Annotated in this window: 18 protein-coding genes; 7 read left to right on the top strand and 11 right to left on the bottom strand. The window is 73.5% G+C overall.

Annotated elements, in window-relative coordinates:
- Window positions 1–4 precede the first annotated feature (4 nt).
- Window positions 5–1,690, top strand: a complete 1,686-nt coding sequence (gene pgm / locus BCL65_RS01020) for a phosphoglucomutase (alpha-D-glucose-1,6-bisphosphate-dependent) (RefSeq protein WP_106264360.1) — start codon at window positions 5–7, stop codon at window positions 1,688–1,690.
- A 33-nt stretch (window positions 1,691–1,723) separates the two neighbouring features.
- Here the strand turns inward: pgm and BCL65_RS01015 are convergent, their stop codons facing one another.
- Both BCL65_RS01015 and BCL65_RS01010 read right to left on the bottom strand, forming a co-directional pair.
- Window positions 1,724–2,020 carry a GNAT family N-acetyltransferase gene (locus BCL65_RS01015; RefSeq protein WP_106264358.1) on the bottom strand — a complete coding sequence of 99 codons (297 nt, stop codon included), beginning with the start codon at window positions 2,018–2,020 and terminating at the stop codon, window positions 1,724–1,726.
- A gap of 76 nt (window positions 2,021–2,096) precedes the next feature.
- The gene (locus BCL65_RS01010) at window positions 2,097–3,206 is read right to left on the bottom strand and encodes a VIT1/CCC1 transporter family protein (RefSeq protein WP_106264356.1); all 1,110 of its coding nucleotides are present in this window, start codon (window positions 3,204–3,206) and stop codon (window positions 2,097–2,099) included.
- Between the two features lie 200 nt (window positions 3,207–3,406).
- Between BCL65_RS01010 and BCL65_RS01005 the strand changes: the two genes are divergently transcribed.
- Window positions 3,407–4,036 carry a ribonuclease H family protein gene (locus BCL65_RS01005; protein WP_106264355.1) on the top strand — a complete coding sequence of 210 codons (630 nt, stop codon included), beginning with the start codon at window positions 3,407–3,409 and terminating at the stop codon, window positions 4,034–4,036.
- A 59-nt stretch (window positions 4,037–4,095) separates the two neighbouring features.
- On the opposite strand, the gene BCL65_RS01000 is transcribed toward BCL65_RS01005, so the two are convergent.
- Complete coding sequence (locus BCL65_RS01000) at window positions 4,096–5,556, bottom strand: flotillin family protein (RefSeq protein WP_106264353.1); 1,461 nt, start codon at window positions 5,554–5,556, stop codon at window positions 4,096–4,098.
- A gap of 44 nt (window positions 5,557–5,600) precedes the next feature.
- On the bottom strand, window positions 5,601–6,071 hold the full coding sequence (locus BCL65_RS00995; protein WP_106264351.1) for an NfeD family protein: 471 nt from the start codon (window positions 6,069–6,071) through the stop codon (window positions 5,601–5,603).
- A 116-nt stretch (window positions 6,072–6,187) separates the two neighbouring features.
- Between BCL65_RS00995 and BCL65_RS00990 the strand changes: the two genes are divergently transcribed.
- Window positions 6,188–6,835, top strand: coding sequence for a histidine phosphatase family protein (locus tag BCL65_RS00990; protein ID WP_106264349.1), 648 nt, complete (start codon window positions 6,188–6,190; stop codon window positions 6,833–6,835).
- 4 nt (window positions 6,836–6,839) lie between these two features.
- Window positions 6,840–7,370: a PH domain-containing protein gene (locus BCL65_RS00985; RefSeq protein ID WP_106264348.1), complete on the top strand. Its 531-nt coding sequence runs from the start codon at window positions 6,840–6,842 to the stop codon at window positions 7,368–7,370.
- A gap of 7 nt (window positions 7,371–7,377) precedes the next feature.
- On the opposite strand, the gene idi is transcribed toward BCL65_RS00985, so the two are convergent.
- Together idi and BCL65_RS17880 are read right to left on the bottom strand one after the other, a co-directional pair.
- Window positions 7,378–7,971, bottom strand: a complete 594-nt coding sequence (gene idi / locus BCL65_RS00980; RefSeq protein WP_106264346.1) for an isopentenyl-diphosphate Delta-isomerase — start codon at window positions 7,969–7,971, stop codon at window positions 7,378–7,380.
- A gap of 18 nt (window positions 7,972–7,989) precedes the next feature.
- Window positions 7,990–9,531 carry an HNH endonuclease signature motif containing protein gene (locus tag BCL65_RS17880; protein WP_165800040.1) on the bottom strand — a complete coding sequence of 514 codons (1,542 nt, stop codon included), beginning with the start codon at window positions 9,529–9,531 and terminating at the stop codon, window positions 7,990–7,992.
- Between the two features lie 285 nt (window positions 9,532–9,816).
- On the opposite strand from BCL65_RS17880, the gene BCL65_RS00970 reads away from it, so the two are divergent.
- On the top strand, window positions 9,817–10,746 hold the full coding sequence (locus BCL65_RS00970) for an alpha/beta fold hydrolase (protein WP_106264345.1): 930 nt from the start codon (window positions 9,817–9,819) through the stop codon (window positions 10,744–10,746).
- A gap of 59 nt (window positions 10,747–10,805) precedes the next feature.
- On the opposite strand, the gene BCL65_RS00965 is transcribed toward BCL65_RS00970, so the two are convergent.
- The 5 genes from BCL65_RS00965 to BCL65_RS00945 form a co-directional block, all read right to left on the bottom strand.
- Window positions 10,806–11,480 carry an MOSC domain-containing protein gene (locus BCL65_RS00965; protein WP_308701003.1) on the bottom strand — a complete coding sequence of 225 codons (675 nt, stop codon included), beginning with the start codon at window positions 11,478–11,480 and terminating at the stop codon, window positions 10,806–10,808.
- A complete protein-coding gene (locus BCL65_RS00960; RefSeq protein ID WP_279340827.1) occupies window positions 11,477–12,901 on the bottom strand; it encodes an amino acid permease in 1,425 nt (474 codons plus the stop codon). The genes BCL65_RS00965 and BCL65_RS00960 overlap by 4 nt, the downstream gene beginning before the upstream one ends.
- Before the next feature lie 122 nt (window positions 12,902–13,023).
- On the bottom strand, window positions 13,024–14,709 hold the full coding sequence (locus BCL65_RS00955) for an ABC transporter permease (RefSeq protein ID WP_106264343.1): 1,686 nt from the start codon (window positions 14,707–14,709) through the stop codon (window positions 13,024–13,026).
- The gene (locus tag BCL65_RS00950; RefSeq protein ID WP_106264341.1) at window positions 14,706–15,737 is read right to left on the bottom strand and encodes an ABC transporter ATP-binding protein; all 1,032 of its coding nucleotides are present in this window, start codon (window positions 15,735–15,737) and stop codon (window positions 14,706–14,708) included. Before BCL65_RS00950 ends, BCL65_RS00955 begins: the two co-directional genes overlap by 4 nt.
- A complete protein-coding gene (locus BCL65_RS00945) occupies window positions 15,734–16,483 on the bottom strand; it encodes a TetR/AcrR family transcriptional regulator (RefSeq protein WP_106264339.1) in 750 nt (249 codons plus the stop codon). The genes BCL65_RS00950 and BCL65_RS00945 overlap by 4 nt, the downstream gene beginning before the upstream one ends.
- A gap of 113 nt (window positions 16,484–16,596) precedes the next feature.
- On the opposite strand from BCL65_RS00945, the gene arsB reads away from it, so the two are divergent.
- Entirely contained in the window at window positions 16,597–17,706 is a 1,110-nt protein-coding gene (arsB, locus tag BCL65_RS00940; RefSeq protein WP_106264337.1) for an ACR3 family arsenite efflux transporter, read from the top strand.
- Window positions 17,703–18,788: a metalloregulator ArsR/SmtB family transcription factor gene (locus BCL65_RS00935; protein ID WP_106264335.1), complete on the top strand. Its 1,086-nt coding sequence runs from the start codon at window positions 17,703–17,705 to the stop codon at window positions 18,786–18,788. The genes arsB and BCL65_RS00935 overlap by 4 nt, the downstream gene beginning before the upstream one ends.
- Window positions 18,789–18,828: the final 40 nt, after the last annotated feature.

The raw sequence follows: 18,828 nt of genomic DNA, 5'->3' as shown, positions 1-18,828 counted from the left end.
AGGCATGCACGAGCGCGCAGGGCAGCCGGCCCAGGACCAGGACCTCATCGACGTCGACCAGGTGGTCGGCGCGTACTACGACCGCAGGCCCGACGTGGAGGACCCGGCGCAGCAGGTCGCGTTCGGCACCTCGGGCCACCGCGGCTCCAGCCTGGACACCGCCTTCAACGAGGCGCACATCGCCGCGATCACGCAGGCGATCGTGGAGTACCGGGCCTCCCAGGGCACGGACGGCCCGCTGTTCCTCGGCCGCGACACCCACGCGCTGTCGCTGCCCGCCTGGCAGACCGCCCTCGAGGTGCTCGCCGGCGCGGGCGTGACCGTCATGATCGACGCCCGCGACTCGTTCACCCCGACGCCCGCGGTCTCGCAGTCGATCCTCATCCACAACGGGGCGGCGTCCGACGAGGGACTGCGGACCTCCGGGCCGGGCGCCGCGGACGGGATCGTCGTGACCCCGTCGCACAACCCGCCGCGGGACGGCGGCTTCAAGTACAACCCGCCGCACGGCGGCCCCGCGGACTCCGACGCGACGGGCTGGATCGCGGACCGCGCCAACGAGCTGCTGCGCGCCGGCGGACTGTCCCGGATCCACCGGGTCTCGCTGGAGACCGCGCTGGCCGCGGCCACGACGCACCGGCACGACTACCTGTCGACGTACGTCGACGACCTCGCGAACATGCTCGACCTGGACGCGATCCGCTCCTCGGGCGTGCGCATCGGCGCCGACCCGCTCGGCGGGGCGTCGGTCGAGTACTGGGGGGCGATCGGCGAACGCTACGGGCTCGACCTCACCGTCGTGAACCCGCGCGTCGACCCGCGCTGGGCCTTCATGACCCTGGACTGGGACGGCAAGATCCGCATGGACTGCTCGTCCCCGCACGCCATGGCGTCGCTCGTGACGACCATGACGCCCGACGGCGGAGGTGCGGCGCCGTACGACATCGCGACCGGCAACGACGCGGACGCCGACCGCCACGGGATCGTCACGCCGGACGCCGGCCTGATGAACCCGAACCACTACCTGGCCGTGGCGATCCAGTACCTGTACGGCGGCGCCCGGCCCGACTGGCCGGCCGACGCCGCGATCGGCAAGACCCTGGTCTCCTCCGCGCTCATCGACCGCGTGGCCGCGGGGCTGGGCCGCCGGCTGACGGAGGTGCCGGTCGGCTTCAAGTGGTTCGTGCCCGGCCTGCTGACCGGCGAGATCGGGTTCGGCGGCGAGGAGTCGGCCGGTGCGTCGTTCCTGCGCCGCGACGGTCGCGTCTGGTCCACCGACAAGGACGGTCTGCTCCTCGCGCTGCTCGGCGCGGAGATCATCGCCACGACCGGGAAGTCCCCGTCGCAGCACCACGCCGAGCTCGTGGCCGAGCACGGCGAGTCCTGGTACGCCCGGGTCGACGCCCCGGCGTCCCGTGACGAGAAGGCCCGGCTGGCGGCCCTCTCCCCGGACCAGGTGGCGTCGACGACGCTCGCGGGCTCCGAGATCACCGCGAAGCTCACGGAGGCGCCGGGCAACGGCGCGAAGATCGGCGGGCTCAAGGTCACCACGGCGGACGCCTGGTTCGCGGCCCGCCCCTCCGGCACGGAGGACGTCTACAAGATCTACGCCGAGTCGTTCGTCTCCGCCGAGCACCTCGCCGAGGTCCAGGCCGAGGCGAAGCAGGTCGTGGGCGACGCCCTCTCCTGAGGTACGCCTGACGCCGGACCGGGCGGTCCGGCGTCAGGCGAGCAGGTCCTGGTACTCCGGGTGCTCGTCCACGTACGCCTTGATGAACGGGCACCGGGGGACGATCTTCTCGCCGAGCGAGCGCACGTCGTCCAGGGCGCCGCGCGCGAGCGCCGAGCCCACGCCCTGCCCCTCGAGCTCCGGCGAGACCTCGGTGTGGGTGAACGTGACGACGCCGTCGTGCCGGCGGAAGTAGGCGCCACCGGCCTCCGTGCCGTCGTCGAGCAGGGCGAGGTAGGCGTTGCGGGCGGGATCGGAGCGGACGGTCACCGTGGGTCGCGTGTCGTTCATCCGTCCATCCTGGCCGTGCCGTCCGGCGCGCGCCAGCGAGCGTCGGCGAGCGTCGGCGAGCGTCGGCGCAGCGCGCTCAGGCCACCGTGGTCCCGAAGGCGAGTCCCAGCACGTACGTGACGCCCGCCGCGCCGAACCCGATGGCGAGCTGACGCAGCGCCCGGGTCACCGGGGAGGTGCCGGACAGCAGTCCCGTCACGGCACCCGTGACGGCCAGGCACACGCCGACCAGGACGCACGCCGCGACGACGGCACCGAGCCCCTCCATCCCGACGAGGTACGGCAGCACCGGGACGACCGCCCCGGAGGCGAAGAAGCAGAAGCTGGAGATCGCGGCACCCCAGGCCGTGCCGTGCGTCTCGTGCACGTCGTCGCCGTCGGCCGGTTCCCCGCCGTCGTCCCCGAGGCCCTCCACGGCACCGGTCGCGGCGAGCCGGGCGAGCACGGCGTCCGCACGGGTCTGCGCCGCCTCGGCCTCCAGCCCGCGGGCCCGGTAGACGAGAGCGAGCTCGTTGGCGTCGACGTCGAGGTGCGGCAGCGCCCTGGTCGCTTCCGGGTCGGGCGTCGACGCCTCGAGCAGCTCGCGCTGCGAGCGCACCGAGACGTACTCCCCCGCACCCATCGACAGCGCGCCGGCGAGCAGGCCGGCGACGCCCGTGACGAGGATGGTCCCCGTGGCGACGCCGGACGCCCCGATGCCGAGCACCAGCGCGAGGTTGGACACGAGCCCGTCGTTCGCGCCGAAGACGGCGGCGCGGAACGTGCCGGAGAGCCGGTTGCGGCCGCGCGTGGCGAGGCTGCGCACCACCTCCTCGTGGATCTGCTCGTCGGCGGCCATCTGCGCGGTGGCGTGCTCGTCGAGCTCGTACGTCGACCGGGCCTCGGCCCGCTGGGCGAGCGCCAGCACGAAGACGCCGCCGAACCTCCGCGCGAGGAAGGCGAGGAACCGGGTGCGCAGGTCGCCCTGGAGCGGCATGCCGACGTCGTCGCCGAGCAGGTCGATCCAGTGCTGCTCGTGCCGCTTCTCGGCGGCGGCCAGCGCGAGCAGGATCTCGCGCTCCTCGCCGCGACGGCGGGAGGCGAGATCACGGTAGACGGCGGCCTCGGCCCGCTCGGCGGCCAGGTACCGGCGCCACCGCCGGACGTCGGCCGGGGTGCGGTCGGGGGCAGGGGTGGCGTCTTCCATGGGTCACCATGATCCCCGTCGACGGCGGCCCGCGGTTCCGGGGCCCGACCAGCGGCCTTCCGGGGGGTCGGACGCGCGGTTTCGGTGATCCGTATGCTGGGGATTCACCCGGATGTCACCGGGGCAGGGCAGAATGTTCCCCGTCGCCCGACGAGGCGGCATACTCCGTGGGAAACCGAGGAACACCGAGGGACAACGGCGTGATCATTGTCAGCACCGACGGCTCCAGCCTGACCGACACGGGCGGGGCGATCGGCTGGGCGTGGGTCGCTCACGGCTCAGGCCGCTTCGACTCCGGCGGCGCCGTCGACGGCACGCCCCAGGTCGCCGACCTCACCGCGCTGCGACGCGCCGTCGAGGCCCACCCGGGCGAGGAACCGCTGTTCGTGGAGTCCGCCTCGCAGTACGCGATCCGTTGCGCCTCGGAGTGGCTCGAGGGGTGGAAGGCCCACGGCTGGCGGACGGCGTCCGGCGGCCCGGTGCAGCACCTCGAGCTGGTGCAGGCCCTCGACCAGGCGATCACCGACCGCTCGGGCCCGGTCCGGTTCCGCTGGGTGCGGGGCCACGTCGACAGCCCGTTCACGGAACGGGCCCAGCAGCTCGCGCGGCTCGCCGCCGAGGACTGGGCCGCCGGGCGCGGGGCGGTCGACGGCCTCCTGCTGGACGCGGCGGACGCCGGCGCGGGGCGGGACGAGCCGTCCGGACGCACCGCCGCCGAGCAGTCGGCGCGGGACCCCGAGCCCGTCGGCGCGCGTTCCGGGGACGGCGACCGCTCCCGCACCTCCGCGACCTCCGGCCCCGGCTGGGAGCTGGACACGCTCTTCGACTGACGGACGCGGAAGGCCCGCACGACCCGGTCGGGTCGTGCGGGCCTCGTACGCTGCAGCGGTCAGTTCGCCGTGCCGTTGGTCGCCACGGCCTGTGCCGCGCCGTTCTTGCTCGCGATGCCGGCGATCAGCTGGTTGATGTCCACGCCCGTGAGCTCCTTGACGACGGCCTGGCCCTCACCGAGGACGCTGCTGACGTTCTTGGTGATCGCGGACGCACCGTCCGTCGAGATGACGGTCATGCCCTGGATGCTGCCGATCGGCTCGGCCGCGGCGCGCACGATCTCCGGCAGGCGCTCGATGAGCTCCTGGACGAGCGCCGCCTCGCCGTACTTCTCCAGCGCGATGGCCTTGGCGTCCGTGGCAGCCGCCTCGGCGCGCCCCTCGGCCTCGATGGCGGCGGCACGGGCCTCGCCCTCGGCCCGGATACCGGCGGCGAGCGCCACCTGGCGGTCACGCTCCGCCTCGCCGGACCGGCGGACCGTCTCGGCGGCGGCCTCGGCGTCCTGGATGGCCGCCGTCTTGTTGGCCTCGGCGATCGTCTTGCGCTTGAAGGCCTCCGCCTCCGTGGCGGCGTTCTCCGAGTCGCGCCGCGCGTTGGCCTCCTGGACCTCGGCGTACGCCTTGGCCTCGGACGGCTTGCGGACCTCGATGTCGAGGCGCTCCTGCTCCACGCGGGCCTTCTCCGACAGCGCCTCGCGCTCCTGCTGCGCCACGAGCCGGTCCTGCTCGGCGCGCGCGAGCTGGCCGGAGGCGTCCGCCTCGGCCTGCGCACGGTCCGTCTCCGCCTTGATCGCGGCCTTCTTGAGGTCGAGCGCCTTCTGGCGCTCGGCGATCTGCTCGGCGGCCTCGATGACGGCGAACTCCGAGGCACGCTGCGCCTCGGCCTCGGACACCTCGGCGACCTGACGGGCGCGTGCCGACTCGGCGCGGCCCAGGTTGGCCAGGTAGTCGGACCCCGGCGTGGAGATGTCGGAGATGTTGAGGATGTCGACCTGCAGGCCCTGCTCGGCGAGGTCCTTCTTCGTCGACTCGACCACGCGGTCGGACAGGCCCTTGCGGTCGGAGATGATCTCCTCGATCGACATGTCGCCGACGATGGAGCGCAGCGAGCCCTCGAGGGACTCGGCGATGATCTCGGTCAGGAGCTCCTGCTGGGACAGGAAGCGCTGCGCCGCCCGGCGCACACCCTCCTCGTCACCGCGCACCTTGAAGTTGATCGACGCCTTGATGGCGATCTTGATGCGGTTCGCGTCGACACCCTCGACGGTCATGCCGATCTGGCGCTGCTCCAGGGAGATCGCGAAGCCCTGCTGCAGAATGGGCCACACGAAGGTCCGGCCGCCGATGACGACCTTCTGCCCGCTGACCTCCTTGCGCCCGGCTCCCCGGCCGACGATGACGAGTGCCTGGTTGGGCGGCACCCGGCGGATGCGCTGGGCGACGAAGATCCCCACCGCGAGGAACGCGATGACGATGGCGACCACCGCGAGGGTGGTCACGAAGCTGGACGAGTCGGTCATGGTGCGCGCCGGAGCGCGGCTCCTTCCGGGAGGGTGGTGCGGGACTACGCCTCGGGCCGGTAGGGCCCGACGCGCACGCTGTTGGGCTGGTGCTCGAGCACCACGACGCGCGTGCCCTCCGCGATCGGCTCCAGCGACCACGCGAGGCGGCGCTCGAGCTCGCTCACGGCGTCGAGGGAGACCTCGCCCGCTGCCTGGGTGATGTCCGTGACGGCCGTCCCCTGCACCCCGACGAGCGAGACGTTCGCGTTGTCCTCGGTGGCGCTGAGCCGGCGGATCATGAGCTGCGCGACGCCGGCGGCGAGCAGGCCGACGACGGCGGACGCGGCGTAGGCCACCCACAGGGACAGCTCGTTGACGGTGACGATCGCTCCCACGGCGCCGAACACGACGGCCCCGACGCCGAGCGAGGTGCCGGACAGCGCGCCGTCGCCGAGGTCGAGGAGCTCTCCGACGACCAGGGAGAGCAGGAGCAGCACGAGTCCGGCGGCACCGATGAGGACGAAGACGAGCACGCAGGACTCCGAGCGTCGAGGTTCGAGAATGTGTCGAGCGTGTGAAGAATGCCAGATCCGGACGTTCCGGCGCGACCCCCTCCGCGATCCGGTCGGAAGTGCGCGACGATCGGACGATGGACCTGCCACCCTCCGACACCGCCCGCCTCGTCCTGCTCCGGCACGGCGAGACCACCTGGTCGGCCGCCGGGAAGCACACCGGCCGCACCGACCTGCCGCTCACGGCCGCCGGGGAGCGGGAGGCCCGGGGCGCCCGGCACCGTCTGGGAGACCTCGACCCCGCGGCGGTGTACACCTCGCCGCTCCTGCGCGCCCGCCGCACGGCCGAGCTCGCGGGGTTCGCCGACGCCGTCGTCGACCCGGACCTCGCCGAGTGGGACTACGGACCCGTCGAGGGCCGCACCAGCGCCGAGATCTCGGAGGTCATCGGCCGCGAGTTCGACATCTTCCGCGAGGGGGTGGGCGTCCTGCCGGCCGGCCCGGCCGGCAGCGCGCCCGACGGGGGCACGCCGGGCGGCGAAGAGCTCGCCGAGGTCCGCGCGCGCGCCGACCGGTTCGTCGCCCGGGCGCGTCCCACGCTCGACGACGGCGGCACGGTGCTCGTCGTCGCGCACGGCCACCTGCTGCGCGTCCTCGCCACGGCGTGGCTGGACGTCGACCCGGCGTTCGGGGCCCGGCTCGAGCTCGGCACCGCGGCGATCTGCGCGCTCGGCACCTCGCACGGCCTGGAGTCGATCGAGGCGTGGAACCTGGTGGCAGGATGACGCCATGGCGCTGAGCGAGAAGAACCTCATCGACGGCGAGCACGTCGTCATGGAGCTGCGGGAGCACCCGAAGGCTCTGGTATGGCCTGCGGCGCTGCTGGTCGGGGTGCTGGTCGGCGCCGTCGCCGTCGTGACGCTGGCGCCCGAGGGCGTCGGCCGATGGGTCGGGCTGGGGGTGCTCGCCCTCGTCGCGGTGGTCTGGGTGTTCCTGCCGTGGCTGAAGTGGCGTACCACGTCCTTCTCGGTGACGAACCAGCGGATCGCCATGCGCTCCGGGCTGGTGACTCGCGTGGGACGCGACATCCCGCTCTACCGGATCAACGACGTCTCCATGGAGAAGGGGATCGTCGACCGCATGTTCGGCTGCGGGACCCTCGTGGTCTCCGACGCCACCGAGAAACAGGGCATGGTGCTGCACGACGTCCCCGACGTCGAGGACGTGCACCGCCGGCTGCAGGAGCTGCTCTTCGCGGCCGACGACGGTTCCGACGACGGCGAGTGGCCGCCGCGCGAGCCGCGCCGCCGGGTCCGCTAGCCAGCCGTCAGGCGAGGCCGAGGGCGTGGGCGAGCTCCTGCGCGCCGGCGGACCGGTCTGCCGCGGGGAGGGCGGCCGCGTCGGCGAGCTGGCGCACCATCCACGGGCTGAACGCCCACGGCGTCGCCTCGACGGCGGCACGCACCTGGTCCGCGGGAGCCCACACGTGCTCCGACACCTCGTCAGGGTTGGGCGTCACTCCCCCGACCACCCGCGCGACGTAGACGGGGCAGATCTCGTTCTCGACGATCCCCGAGGCGTCCACGGCGCGGTAGCGGAAGCCCGGGAGGACCGGTTCGATGCCCGCCACCTCGGCACCGAGCTCGTGCGCGGCGTGCCGGACCACGGACTGCTCGGTGCTCTCCGTCCACCGCAGGTGCCCGCAGAACGAGTTGGTCCACACCCCCGGCCACGTGCGCTTCACCAGGGCACGTCGGGTGACGAGCAGCCGGTCCTCGGCGTCGAGCAGGTAGCAGGAGAAGGCGAGATGCAGCGGTGTGTCGGTGGTGTGTACCTCGGCGCGAGCGACGGTACCGATCCTGCGACCGGCGTCGTCGCAGGTCACGACATGGTCGGCCGTGACGGGCGTGTGCGACTCCATCGGTCCATCCTGGCACGCTCAGAAGGGCGGCGGGGCATCGCCGGCCCGCAGACGCGGCCGGGAGCGCGCCGGGTCCGCCCGGTACGGCGCGCGCACATACCGGTGCTGCGTGGGTGACGTCCAGGTACTCGCCCCCGTGACGGGGTCCCGCGCCACCGACCAGCCGCCGGTCGTCTTGGCCCGGTGGTGCGCGCGGCACAGCGGGTGGAGGTTGTCGCCGTGGGTCTGCGGACCGTCGTGCCCCCGCTCGAACGGCTCGATGTGGTCCAGGTCGCCGCGCGACGCCGGCACGAAGCAGCCGGGGAACGTGCACGTGGCGTCGCGGGCCACCACGGCGGCGCGCAGCGCAGGACTCGGTCGGTACGAGAGCGGTGAGCGGTCGGTCAGCACCCCGGAGACCGGATCGGTGAGGATCCGCTGCCACGTCGCGTCGGGGTCGGTGGCGATCGTCCGCGCCATCGGGGCCGGGATGGGGCCGTAGCCCGCCAGGATCGCCGGGAGGTCGTCGGTGCCGAGCAGCGTCGAGGCCGCGATGGTGACCTGCACGCCGGACGCCTGGGTGCTGGAAGGGTGGGTGCTGGAAGGGTGGGTGCCGGACGGCCGGGTGCCGGACGGCCGGGCGCTGGGCGTGACGCCCGCGGCGGCAGGTTCGACGGCTCCCGTCACGAGGGCGACCAGCGCATCGGCCCGGCACTCGTCGAGCCGTCGCACCTCTCCCGGGGTCCTGTGCATCGCGACGCCCGTCCCGTCGATCGCCGCGAAGGCCCGCGCGGCGTCGTCGGCGGGGAGGTAGGCGGTCAGGTAGGCCATCGCGTCGTCGACCGGCTCCAGCACCACCGAGCGGGTGCGCCGCGCCTCCGTGTGACGCTCAGCGGCACCGGCCGGGTCCGCAGCGATCTCGGCCCGCCGCAGCCGGTCGCGGATCTGCCGGACCGTGAGGTGCTCGAGGTCGGGCCGGAGCTCGCGGACGACCTCGCGCCGGCGGGCGTCGTCGAGCCGGCCGGTCGAGACCAGCGCCTCGGCCTTGCGCCGGTCGACCGCTCCCGCCGACATCGCGTCCGCGACCTCGGGTATCGCGTGCGCCCCGTGGGCCACCGCGACGTGCTGCGCCGCGGCGTGCCGGCTCAGCCCCAGGCTGGCCGAGACCTCGTCGACGACGAACTCGTGCCGGGAGGAGCCTCGCGTCCGGTGCAGCAGCTCGCCGAGCGCCGCGGCGGAACCTGCCTGCGCCCAGGCCGCCAGCCGCTCCCAGGCGGCCAACAGTTCGACGAGGGACGTGTCGTCGAGGTCCGCGGGCTCCGCACCCGCCAGCTTCGCCGCCAGGGACGGCCCCGGAGCGTCCGCGAGCGCGGCCTCGATCGCCGGGCCCCCAGCCGTCAGGCCGCCGTCGTGGGTGAGCGCCCGACTGGCGGCAGCATGACCGTGGACGCGCACCCCACCGTCGGCGCCGGGGCCGAGGGCGGGCGACAGCTCGAGCGCCGTGTAGGGGTGCGCCGCGCCGATACGGACCGCCAGCAGGTCGGCCAGCTCACGTTCGAGACCCGTGCCGCCGTCGTCCACGAACGCTGCGTCCCCGACGGTCGGCCGCGCATCAGGAAGAGTCGGTCCCGGTGCGGTCGGGGCACCGACCGCACCGGGACCTGGGGTTCGCGCACGACGAGCCCCGACGGCGTGCCGCGCCGGGTGGGAAGCGTCGTCTTCGAACATGTGTTCGACCCTAGCGAAGGTCGACAGGGAGCGCAAGAGGTCTCAGGGAGAGACCGGGTGCCTGACCAGCGACGACAGGAGACAGCGCCCGGCCATCGGTGACCGGTCACCTCACCGGCGACTGGATATCCTCGCCAGATGCCTGTCGAGACCTCGCTGCGCACCGGCCACCTCCGCGTCGCTGACGGGAACGAGCTGTACTGGGAGGCGGTCGGCAACCCGCAAGGTCCGGCGGTGCTGTGGCTGCACGGCGGCCCGGGCAGCGGTGCCACGGCAGGGCACCGACGAAGGATCGATCCAGCGCGGCAGCAGTCGGTCACCTTCGACCAGCGCGGCTGCGGCCGCAGCCGACCCCTGGTGACCGAACGCCTGGATCTGCTGGACACGAACACGACCCCCGCACAGATCGAGGACATCGAGGAGCTGCGGGAGCACCTGGGGATCGAACGATGGATGGTCACCGGGGCGTCCTGGGGCACGACGCTCGCCCTCGCCTACGCCCAGGCCCACCCGGAGCGGGTCACCGGCCTCGGGCTCTTCGCGGTGACGACGACGTCGACGGCGGAGGTCGAGTGGATCACGGAGTCGATGGGTCGGGTCTTCCCCGAGGAGTGGGAACTCTTCAGGGACTCCGTCGATCGTCTTCCCGGCGAGCGCGTCGTGGACGCCTACGCCCGCTCCCTGCGCGACGCCGACGTCCAGGTGCGCGACCGCGCCGCGGCCGCATGGGGGCGATGGGAGGACGTGCACGTCTCGCTCGGGCCGGGCTGGGAGCCCGACCCTCGATGGCACACCCCGCCGACCCGGGACGTCCTCGCCACCCTCGTGACGCACTACTGGTCGCGGTCGGGTTTCGGGGGCGACCAGATCCCCGGCCGGATGCCCCGGCTCGCCGGGATCCCCGGCGTCCTGATCCACGGACGCCGCGACATCTCTGGCCCGGCCGTCACGGCGTGGCAGCTGCACCGCGCCTGGCCGGGCAGCGAGCTGGTCATCCTCGACGAGGGCCACGGCGGCCCGCGCTCGGCGGCCGAGCTCGAGAGGGCGATCGCCGCGATCGCGACCTGACAGCCCTGACAGCCCTGACAGCCGACCGGGGAGCCCGACCGCCTCAGCGCGACAGAGCCTCAGCGCGACAGAGCCTTGGTGACGCGTGCATCCATCTCGTCGCTCAGCCGCACCTCGCCGGCCACGGCAGCCGTCCGCAGCGCCCCGGCCAGCTCGGCCGCCGCCGCGAACGCCGGAGCGCCGGCGCTCCAGGTGCCGTACCAGTCCGCCACGGAGACGCCGTGGGTGGGCCGGGAGACGATCTCGACCGCGTCGCCCGCGCCCAGCTCTCCCGGCTCCACGACCCGCAGGTAGGCCCCGGTGCGGTTCGCCTCGGTGAAGCGCCGCACCCATCGCGGGGGCGAACCGAGGCGGCGCGCGAACGTGGCGCACGGCGTCCGGGGCTGGGTCACCTCGAGCAGCGCCGTCCCGATCCGCCAGCGCTCGCCGATCAGCGCCCCGGAGACGTCGACGGCGCGGGTCCGCAGGTTCTCGCCGAACAGGCCCGGCGGGATCTCGCGCTCGAGCTCCGGCTCCCAGAACGCGGCGTCCTCGGCCGCGTAGGCGTAGACGGCCTGGTCCGGGCCCCCGTGGTCGGCGCGGTCCGCCTGGACGTCACCGTAGAGCCCGTACCGACCGGCGCGCACCCGGTCCTGGACGGGCCGCTTGTCGATGGCGGTGACCCCGACGGTCCCCGGATCGGGCAGCAGCTGGTGGACGCGGCAGACGGCGAGGAGCTCTCCCATGGCGCTCATGCTCCCACCTCCGGCGACGAGGCCTGGCGCCGGCCGCGAGCACGGCGCACGAGGTACGCACCCAGGATGACGACCACCAGCCCGGTGGTGGCGGCCAGCTGCGATCGTGCGGCGTCGTCGGTGAGCATCAGCGCGGCGAGCCCCACGAGGGCCGCGAGGGTCACCCAGGTCAGCCAGGGGTAGCCCCACATCCGCAGCCGCATCGGCTCGCCGGAGCGTTCCGCCTCGGCCTCCAGGCGCGGCCGGAGACGAAGCTGCGAGAGGGTGATGAGCAGCCAGACGACGAAGAGCGCGGAGCCGACGGCGTTGAGCAGCACGGAGAGCAGCGCCTCCGGCAGCAGCCAGTTCAGCAGCACCGCCACGACGCCGAAGAACACGGACACCAGGACGGCCACCCACGGCACCTCCCGGCGCGAGACCCGGGTGGCCGCCGCGGGAGCGTCACCCCGCTCGCCGAGCGAGAAGAGCATCCGCGACGTGCCGTACACCTGGGCGTTGAACGCGCTGAGCAGCGCCAGCACGACGACGACCTCCATGAGCCGCGCCGCGCCGTCGAACCCTGCCAGCTCGAGGACCCCGACGAACGGCGACGTGAGCGCGGTCGCGTCGTCCCACGGCAGGAGCGCCACGATGATCGCGACGGAGCCGATGTAGAAGAGCATGATGCGCCACAGGATCGTGCGGGTGGCGCGCGCGACGGCGTCCCGGGGGTCGCGCGCCTCGGCCGCGGCGATGGCCACGATCTCGATACCGCCGAACGCGAAGGCCACGGCCAGCAGCCCGGCCGCGATGCCGCCGACGCCCGCCGGGGCGAACCCGCCGTGCTCGGCCCACTGCCCGAGCACGCTGCCCGTGACCGGGATGACCCCGAGCACGATGAGCGCGCCCACGGCGAGGAACGCCACGATGGCGCCCACCTTGATCAGCGCGAACCAGAACTCGGCCTCGCCGAACTGCCGCACGCCGATCAGGTTGATGCCGCCGAGCACCACGACGACGACGCCGGCGACCACCCACTGCGGCACGGCCGGCCACCAGCCGGCGACGATCTCCGCCACGCCGGTGACCTCCACGCCGAGCACCATGATCAGCGTGAACCAGTACAGCCAGCCGAGCAGGAACCCGGCCCAGCGTCCGAGCGCGACCTCGGCGTAGACGGAGAAGGAGCCGGAGGCGGGCAGCGCGGACGCCATCTCGGCCAGCATCCGCATGACGGCCACGACGATGGCGCCGGCGATGGCATAGCTGATGAGCACGGCCGGGCCGGCGGTGGCGATCGCCTCGCCCGAGCCGAGGAACAGCCCGGCGCCGATCGCAGACCCCAGGCCCATCATCGTCAGGTGCCGCGGACGCAGCCCGTGCGCGAGCGATTCGTCCGGGACGTCCAGGTGAGGGCCGGTCGCCCGATCAGGTGTGGTCACGGCGAACCACGGTAGTACCCGTTCCGGCGCAGCAGACCGCCAGTGATGCGATGCACACCGACCGCTGACCGGCCGGAGCGGGGCGCCGGTTCCCCGCGCCCCGCTCCGACCGGTCGACGGGATCAGGTGGACTGCAGGTCCCGACGGCGGAAGCCGACGAACGCCAGGACGAGCAGCCCCGCGGCGACCGCGGTGAGACCGGCGAAGGACCCGGCGTCGAAGTCCGCGACGAACGGCTCCGGCACCCAGTGGAACGGCGAGATCCAGCGGGCAGCCTCGGGCAGGTCCTCGATGAGCCCGCCGAACATGCCGATGACGAACGTGTAGGCCAGCAGCGCCCACCCGGCGGCGGTGGCCCTCGGGATCCAGGCGAACAGCGCGGCCGTCAGTCCCAGGTAGATCAGCACGGCGGGCACATAGCTGACCAGCACCTCCGTGTAGGTGCCCAGCCCGGGCTCGGTCACGCCGACGGAGGCCGCACCGGCCCACAGGGCGTACACGCCCACCGCCAGCAGCACGACGGTGCCGGCACCCGCGACGAGGAGCTGCGCGCCGAGCCAGCGCCCGCGGGAGACCGGGGCGGACAGCACGACCTCGGCCCGCGCCGTCGTCTCCTCCGCCTTGGGGCGCAACCCCATGACGATGGCGTACGCGGCGGCGCACAGGGCACCGTAGAGCATGATCGCGCCGAGGAACGCCGCCTCGAGCTGCGACGTGTCCCCGCCGAAGAACGCCTGCATCGCCGGATTCTCGACGACGAGGTCGCCGATCATGTCGCCGATCTCGGGGATGAGCGTGCCGGACGCCAGCCACATCAGCCCCAGGCCGAGGCAGCTCCACAGCAGTGCCGTGCGCTGCTGCAGCCAGGCGAGGGCGAGCGGGCCCCGCAACGACTCGCGGGCGTCGGGCCGACCGGCCCGCGTCGCGATCATGCCGCCGCCGAAGTCCCGCCGGGACGCGAGCATCGAAGCAGCGACGAGCAGCACGACGATCGCGACGACGCTCAGCGCCATCGGCCACCAGCGCAGGTCGACGAACGCACGGGTCTGCTGCGCCCACGCGATCGGGGAGAACCAGGACAGCGTGCTGCCGCCCGGCACCTCGCGCAGGTTGCCGGCGACCTCGATCGCGAACGCGAGACCGAACACGGCCACGCTGCGGCCGGTCGCGCCCCGGCCGTGCTCGACGAGCTGGCAGAACACGAGGGCGATCGCGCCGAAGACCATGGCACTCAGCCCCGAGCCCACCGTCATGCCGAGCGAGTCGACCAGGGGCATCTCCTCCGCGCCGCCGACGCCGGTCATCGCGAGCGCCGAGACGACGGCGATGACGGCGTTGACGAGGACGAGCGTGGCGACCGCCGCGACCGCAGGGGCGTGCCGGCCGACCGGTGCGGCGCGCACCAGCTCCGAGCGGCTGGACTCCTCCTCGGCGCGGGTGTGCCGCACCACGTGCAGGATGCTCATCAGCGCGAGCGCGAGGACGACCCAGACCGTGCCCTCGTTCGCCATGGCCGCGCCGACGGTGTAGTTCTCGACGCCGTATCCGGGACCGCCCATGACGATGCCCGACGGCGTCTCCATGAGGGCCCCGCGCGCCTGGAGGGCGCCCTCCGTCTCGCCCATGATGCCGAGCGCCGCGGTGAAGTACGCGTAGAACAGCACCAGCGAGCCGGTCCACACGGCCAGCCGTACCCGGTCCCGGCGCAGGATGAAGCGGACGAGGCTGCCGGTCCCGGTCAGGGTCGACCCACCCCGGCCGGCGGCGGACGACGCCGCGGGTGCGGTGCGCTCGAGGGTCGCGGTCATCGCGCACCCGCCTTGCTGCCGGCCCGGGTGTGCTTGCCGGGCCGGTCGTCCGGGCGGACGTGGGTACCGTCGTCGGACCCGGCGTCGGAGCCGGCCGCGGCGTCGGAGACGTCCTCGCCGTAGTGCCGCAGGAACAGCTCCTCGAGCGACGGCGGGGCCGCGGTGAAGCTGCGCACGTCCAGGGTGCTCAGCGCGGTCAGGACGCCGCCGATCTGCGCGTTGTCCACGTCGAACGTGACGCGCGTGCCCTCGTCGGTGCCCACCGTGGCGACGTCGTGCACCCCGGGCAGGGCGGACAGCGCCGCCGGGTCGCCCGCCACCACGGTGGTGACGCTCGAGCGCGTCAGGTGGCGCAGCTCCTCCAGCGTGCCGGACTCGACGGCCCGGCCCTGGCGGATGATCGTGACGGTGTCGCACACCTTCTCGACCTCGGACAGGATGTGGCTCGACAGGAGCACCGACGTGCCGCGGTCCTTGGCCTCGCGGACGTACTCCATGAACACGGCCTCCATGAGCGGGTCCAGGCCGGACGTCGGCTCGTCGAGGACGAGCAGGTCGACGTCGGACATGAACGCCGACACGAGGGCGACCTTCTGCCGGTTGCCCTTGGAGTAGGTGCGGGTCTTCTTGGTGGGGTCGAGGCCGAACCGCTCCAGCAGCTCGTCCTTGCGCTTCGTGTCGACCTTGCCGCGCAGGCGGGCGAGGTAGTCGATCGACTCGCCGCCCGACAGGTTCGGCCACAGGCTGACGTCGCCGGGGACGTAGGCCAGCCGCCGGTGCAGCGCGACGGCGTCGGACCAGGGGTCGCCGCCGAGCAGGCGGACCTGCCCGGAGTCCTTGCGCAGCAGCCCCAGCAGGACGCGGATGGCGGTGGACTTCCCGGCGCCGTTCGGGCCGAGGAAGCCGGCGACCTGGCCGTGGGTGACGGTGAGGTCGAGGCCGTCCAGGGCCTGGACCGCGCCGAAGGACTTGTGCAGGTCGTGGATCTCGATCGCGGGCGCCGTGGTGCCCGTGGTGGTGCTGTTCATCGTTCCTCGCTCGTGGTCTCGGGGACGTGCTCGGGGTCGGGTTCGGGATCGGTCCCGGTTCCGGACGGCGGGTCCCCGACGTAGAGCAGGTAGTCGTCGAGCATGCGGCGGCTGGTGAGGAAGCCCTGGGTGAACAGCTCGATCATCGGCAGGTACTGCTCGGTCATGAAGGCGCGGACGTTCGCCCCGAAGTCCTCCGGGTCGTCCGGCGGGTCGAGGGTCAGGGAGAGCAGCAGGGTGCCGAGGGAGGACAGCACGAGGTACCGCACCCGGGCGTCCTCGTCGAGGCTCGGCTTGACGATCCCGTCGGCCACCGCCTCGCGCGTGTAGACCTGGGCGTCCTCGATCATGTGCTGCACGAACGCCCGGGCGACCTCGCCGCCGGCCTGCAGCGACCGGACGGCGTAGCCCAGGAGCGGGGCGAACTCGTCGACCTCGGCCATGACCTGCAGGAGCTGACCGCCCGCGGCCCTGCCCATGTTCTGCCGCTTGGCCGCGACGATCCAGCGCAGCACGAAGTCGTCGCAGGCGCGGTGCAGCGCGTCCTTGGACCCGAAGTGGTGGATGACCAGCGCGGGGCTCACGCCGGCGTCGGCGGCGATGGTGCGCACGGAGGTGCCGAACCCGGAACGCGCGAAGCGCAGCACGGCGGCGTCGCGGATGCGGTCGCGCGTCGAGCCGTCGGACGGCGGCCGCCCGGTCGACGACGTCCCCTCCGGCACCGGACCGGCCTCGGCTGAACTCATGTTCAACAGACTAAACAAGTGTTCAGCCGGTCCGCAAGACCTCCGGCGGCTGGACCTCTGTATCGAGATCCGTCTATATTGAGATCCTTCGAAACAACCACGTCTGGAGCACGATGACGACGACCGCCGAGGCGCCCGTCAGCCCCCGCCTGTCCACCCTCGACCGCTGGTTGCCCGCCTGGATCGGGCTGGCGATGGTGGCCGGTCTCCTCCTCGGACGCTTCGTCCCGGCCCTCGGCGACCTGCTCGCCACGCTCGAGGTGGGTGGCATCTCGCTGCCCATCGCGCTGGGCCTGCTGGTCATGATGTACCCGGTGCTGGCCAAGGTCCGCTACGACCGGATGGCCGCCGTCACGGGCGACAAGCGGCTGCTGGTCAGCTCGCTGGTGCTGAACTGGGTCGTCGGCCCCGGGCTCATGTTCGCCCTCGCGTGGATCTTCCTGCCGGACCTGCCGGCCTACCGCACCGGACTCATCATCGTCGGGCTGGCCCGCTGCATCGCCATGGTGGTCATCTGGAACGACCTCGCCTGCGGCGACCGGGAGGCCGCCGCCGTCCTGGTGGCGATCAACTCCGTGTTCCAGGTCGTGATGTTCTCCCTGCTCGGCTACTTCTACCTCACCGTGCTGCCGGGCTGGCTCGGCCTCGACACCGCCGGCCTCGACGTCTCGATCGGCCAGATCGCGCTCAACGTGCTCGTCTTCCTCGGCATCCCGCTCGCCGCCGGGTTCGCCTCGCGCGCGATCGGCGAGCGCACGCGCGGCCGGGACTGGTACGAGGCGAGCTTCGTGCCGCGCGTCGGCCCGTGGGCCCTGTACGGCCTGCTGTTCACGATCGTGCTCCTCTTCGCCCTGCAGGGCGAGCAGGTCTCCTCCCACCCGGCCGACGTCGCCCGGATCGCGCTGCCGCTGCTCGTCTACTTCGGCCTCATGTGGGGCATCGGCATGGTCACCGGCAAGGCGCTCGGCCTGGGGTACGCCCGCACGACCACCCTCGCCTTCACCGCGGCCGGCAACAACTTCGAGCTCGCCATCGCCGTCGCCGTCGCGACCTTCGGCGCCACCTCCGGCGAGGCCCTCGCCGGCGTCGTCGGGCCGCTCATCGAGGTCCCCGTGCTCGTGGGCCTCGTCTACGTCGGCCTGTGGGCCGGGCGCCGCTGGTTCGGCGTCGACCCACGGGCGAGCGCCGCACCGCAGCCAGCATCCGTGGAGGCCCAGCCATGACCACCCTCACCCCGGCGACCGACGACGCCGTCTGTGCACCCCGGCTCACCGCGGCCGACCACGCCATCGGCGCCGACGCCGCGGAGGTCGTCGCCACGACGCTCAAGGCGCTCGCCGACCCGCTGCGGCTGCGCATGCTGTCCGCCATCGCCACCACGGCCGACGGCGAGGCGTGCGTGTGCGACCTCGCCGAGCTCGCCGACGTCTCCCAGCCCACCGTGAGCCACCACCTCAAGGTGCTGCGCGACGTCGGCGTCCTGACGTCCCAGCGGCGTGGCACCTGGGTCTGGTACCGGATCGCGCCCGACTACCGGGGCGCCGTGACGACGCTCCTGGACCGGTTCGCGCCGGCCGCGCTCGAGCACCAGCGGGCCGATCGCCCGCCGGCGCTCACCGGCCTGTCCGACGTCGAGCCCGAGCTCGTCCGGCTCGCCGGGTCGCTCGCCGAGCGCGTCCGGGGAACGGACCCCGCCGACGCGCTGCGTGTGGTCCGCGAGTCGTACACGGCGCTCGCCCGGCGCGGGGGGATGACCGCCCACCTCGTGCCGCTGACCGAGCACTTCGCCCGGCAGCGGCTCGTCGACGCCGCCGCGGCCCACGCGGCGGAGCGTGCCGACGGCGGCACCTCGGCGGCGGCGAGACCCCCGCAGGTGCTCTTCGTCTGCGTCGCCAACGCCGGCCGGTCCCAGCTCGCCGCCGCCCTGCTCCGGCACTACGCCGGTGACCGCGTCGTCGTCCGGTCCGCCGGGTCGGCTCCCACGGGCGGCGTGCACGCGGCGGTCGCCCCGTTCCTCGCCGAGCTCGGGCTCGAGCCCGACCCCGCCGACGCTGCCGACGCCGCCGCCGCGGTCGCGTACCCGAAGCCCCTGACCGACGACGCGCTGCGGGCCGCGGACGTCGTCGTCACGATGGGGTGCGGGGACACCTGCCCCGTGCTGCCCGGCAAGCGGTACGAGGACTGGACGGTGGGCGACCCCGCCCTCGCCTCGCCGTCCGGGGTGCGCGCCATCCGCGACGAGCTCGACGTGCGGGTCCGCGCCCTGCTCACCGACCTGCTGCCCGACCTGATCCTGCCCCGCTGACCGCCCCTGTCTGCTGACCGACCCGCCCCGCCGCCGAGGA

It is taken from the genome of Isoptericola halotolerans (assembly GCF_003003075.1).
GTDB classification, from domain to species: domain Bacteria; phylum Actinomycetota; class Actinomycetes; order Actinomycetales; family Cellulomonadaceae; genus Isoptericola; species Isoptericola halotolerans_A.
Note: the sequence above shows the minus strand (reverse complement) of the source record. Positions and strands in the feature narration are given on the sequence as shown.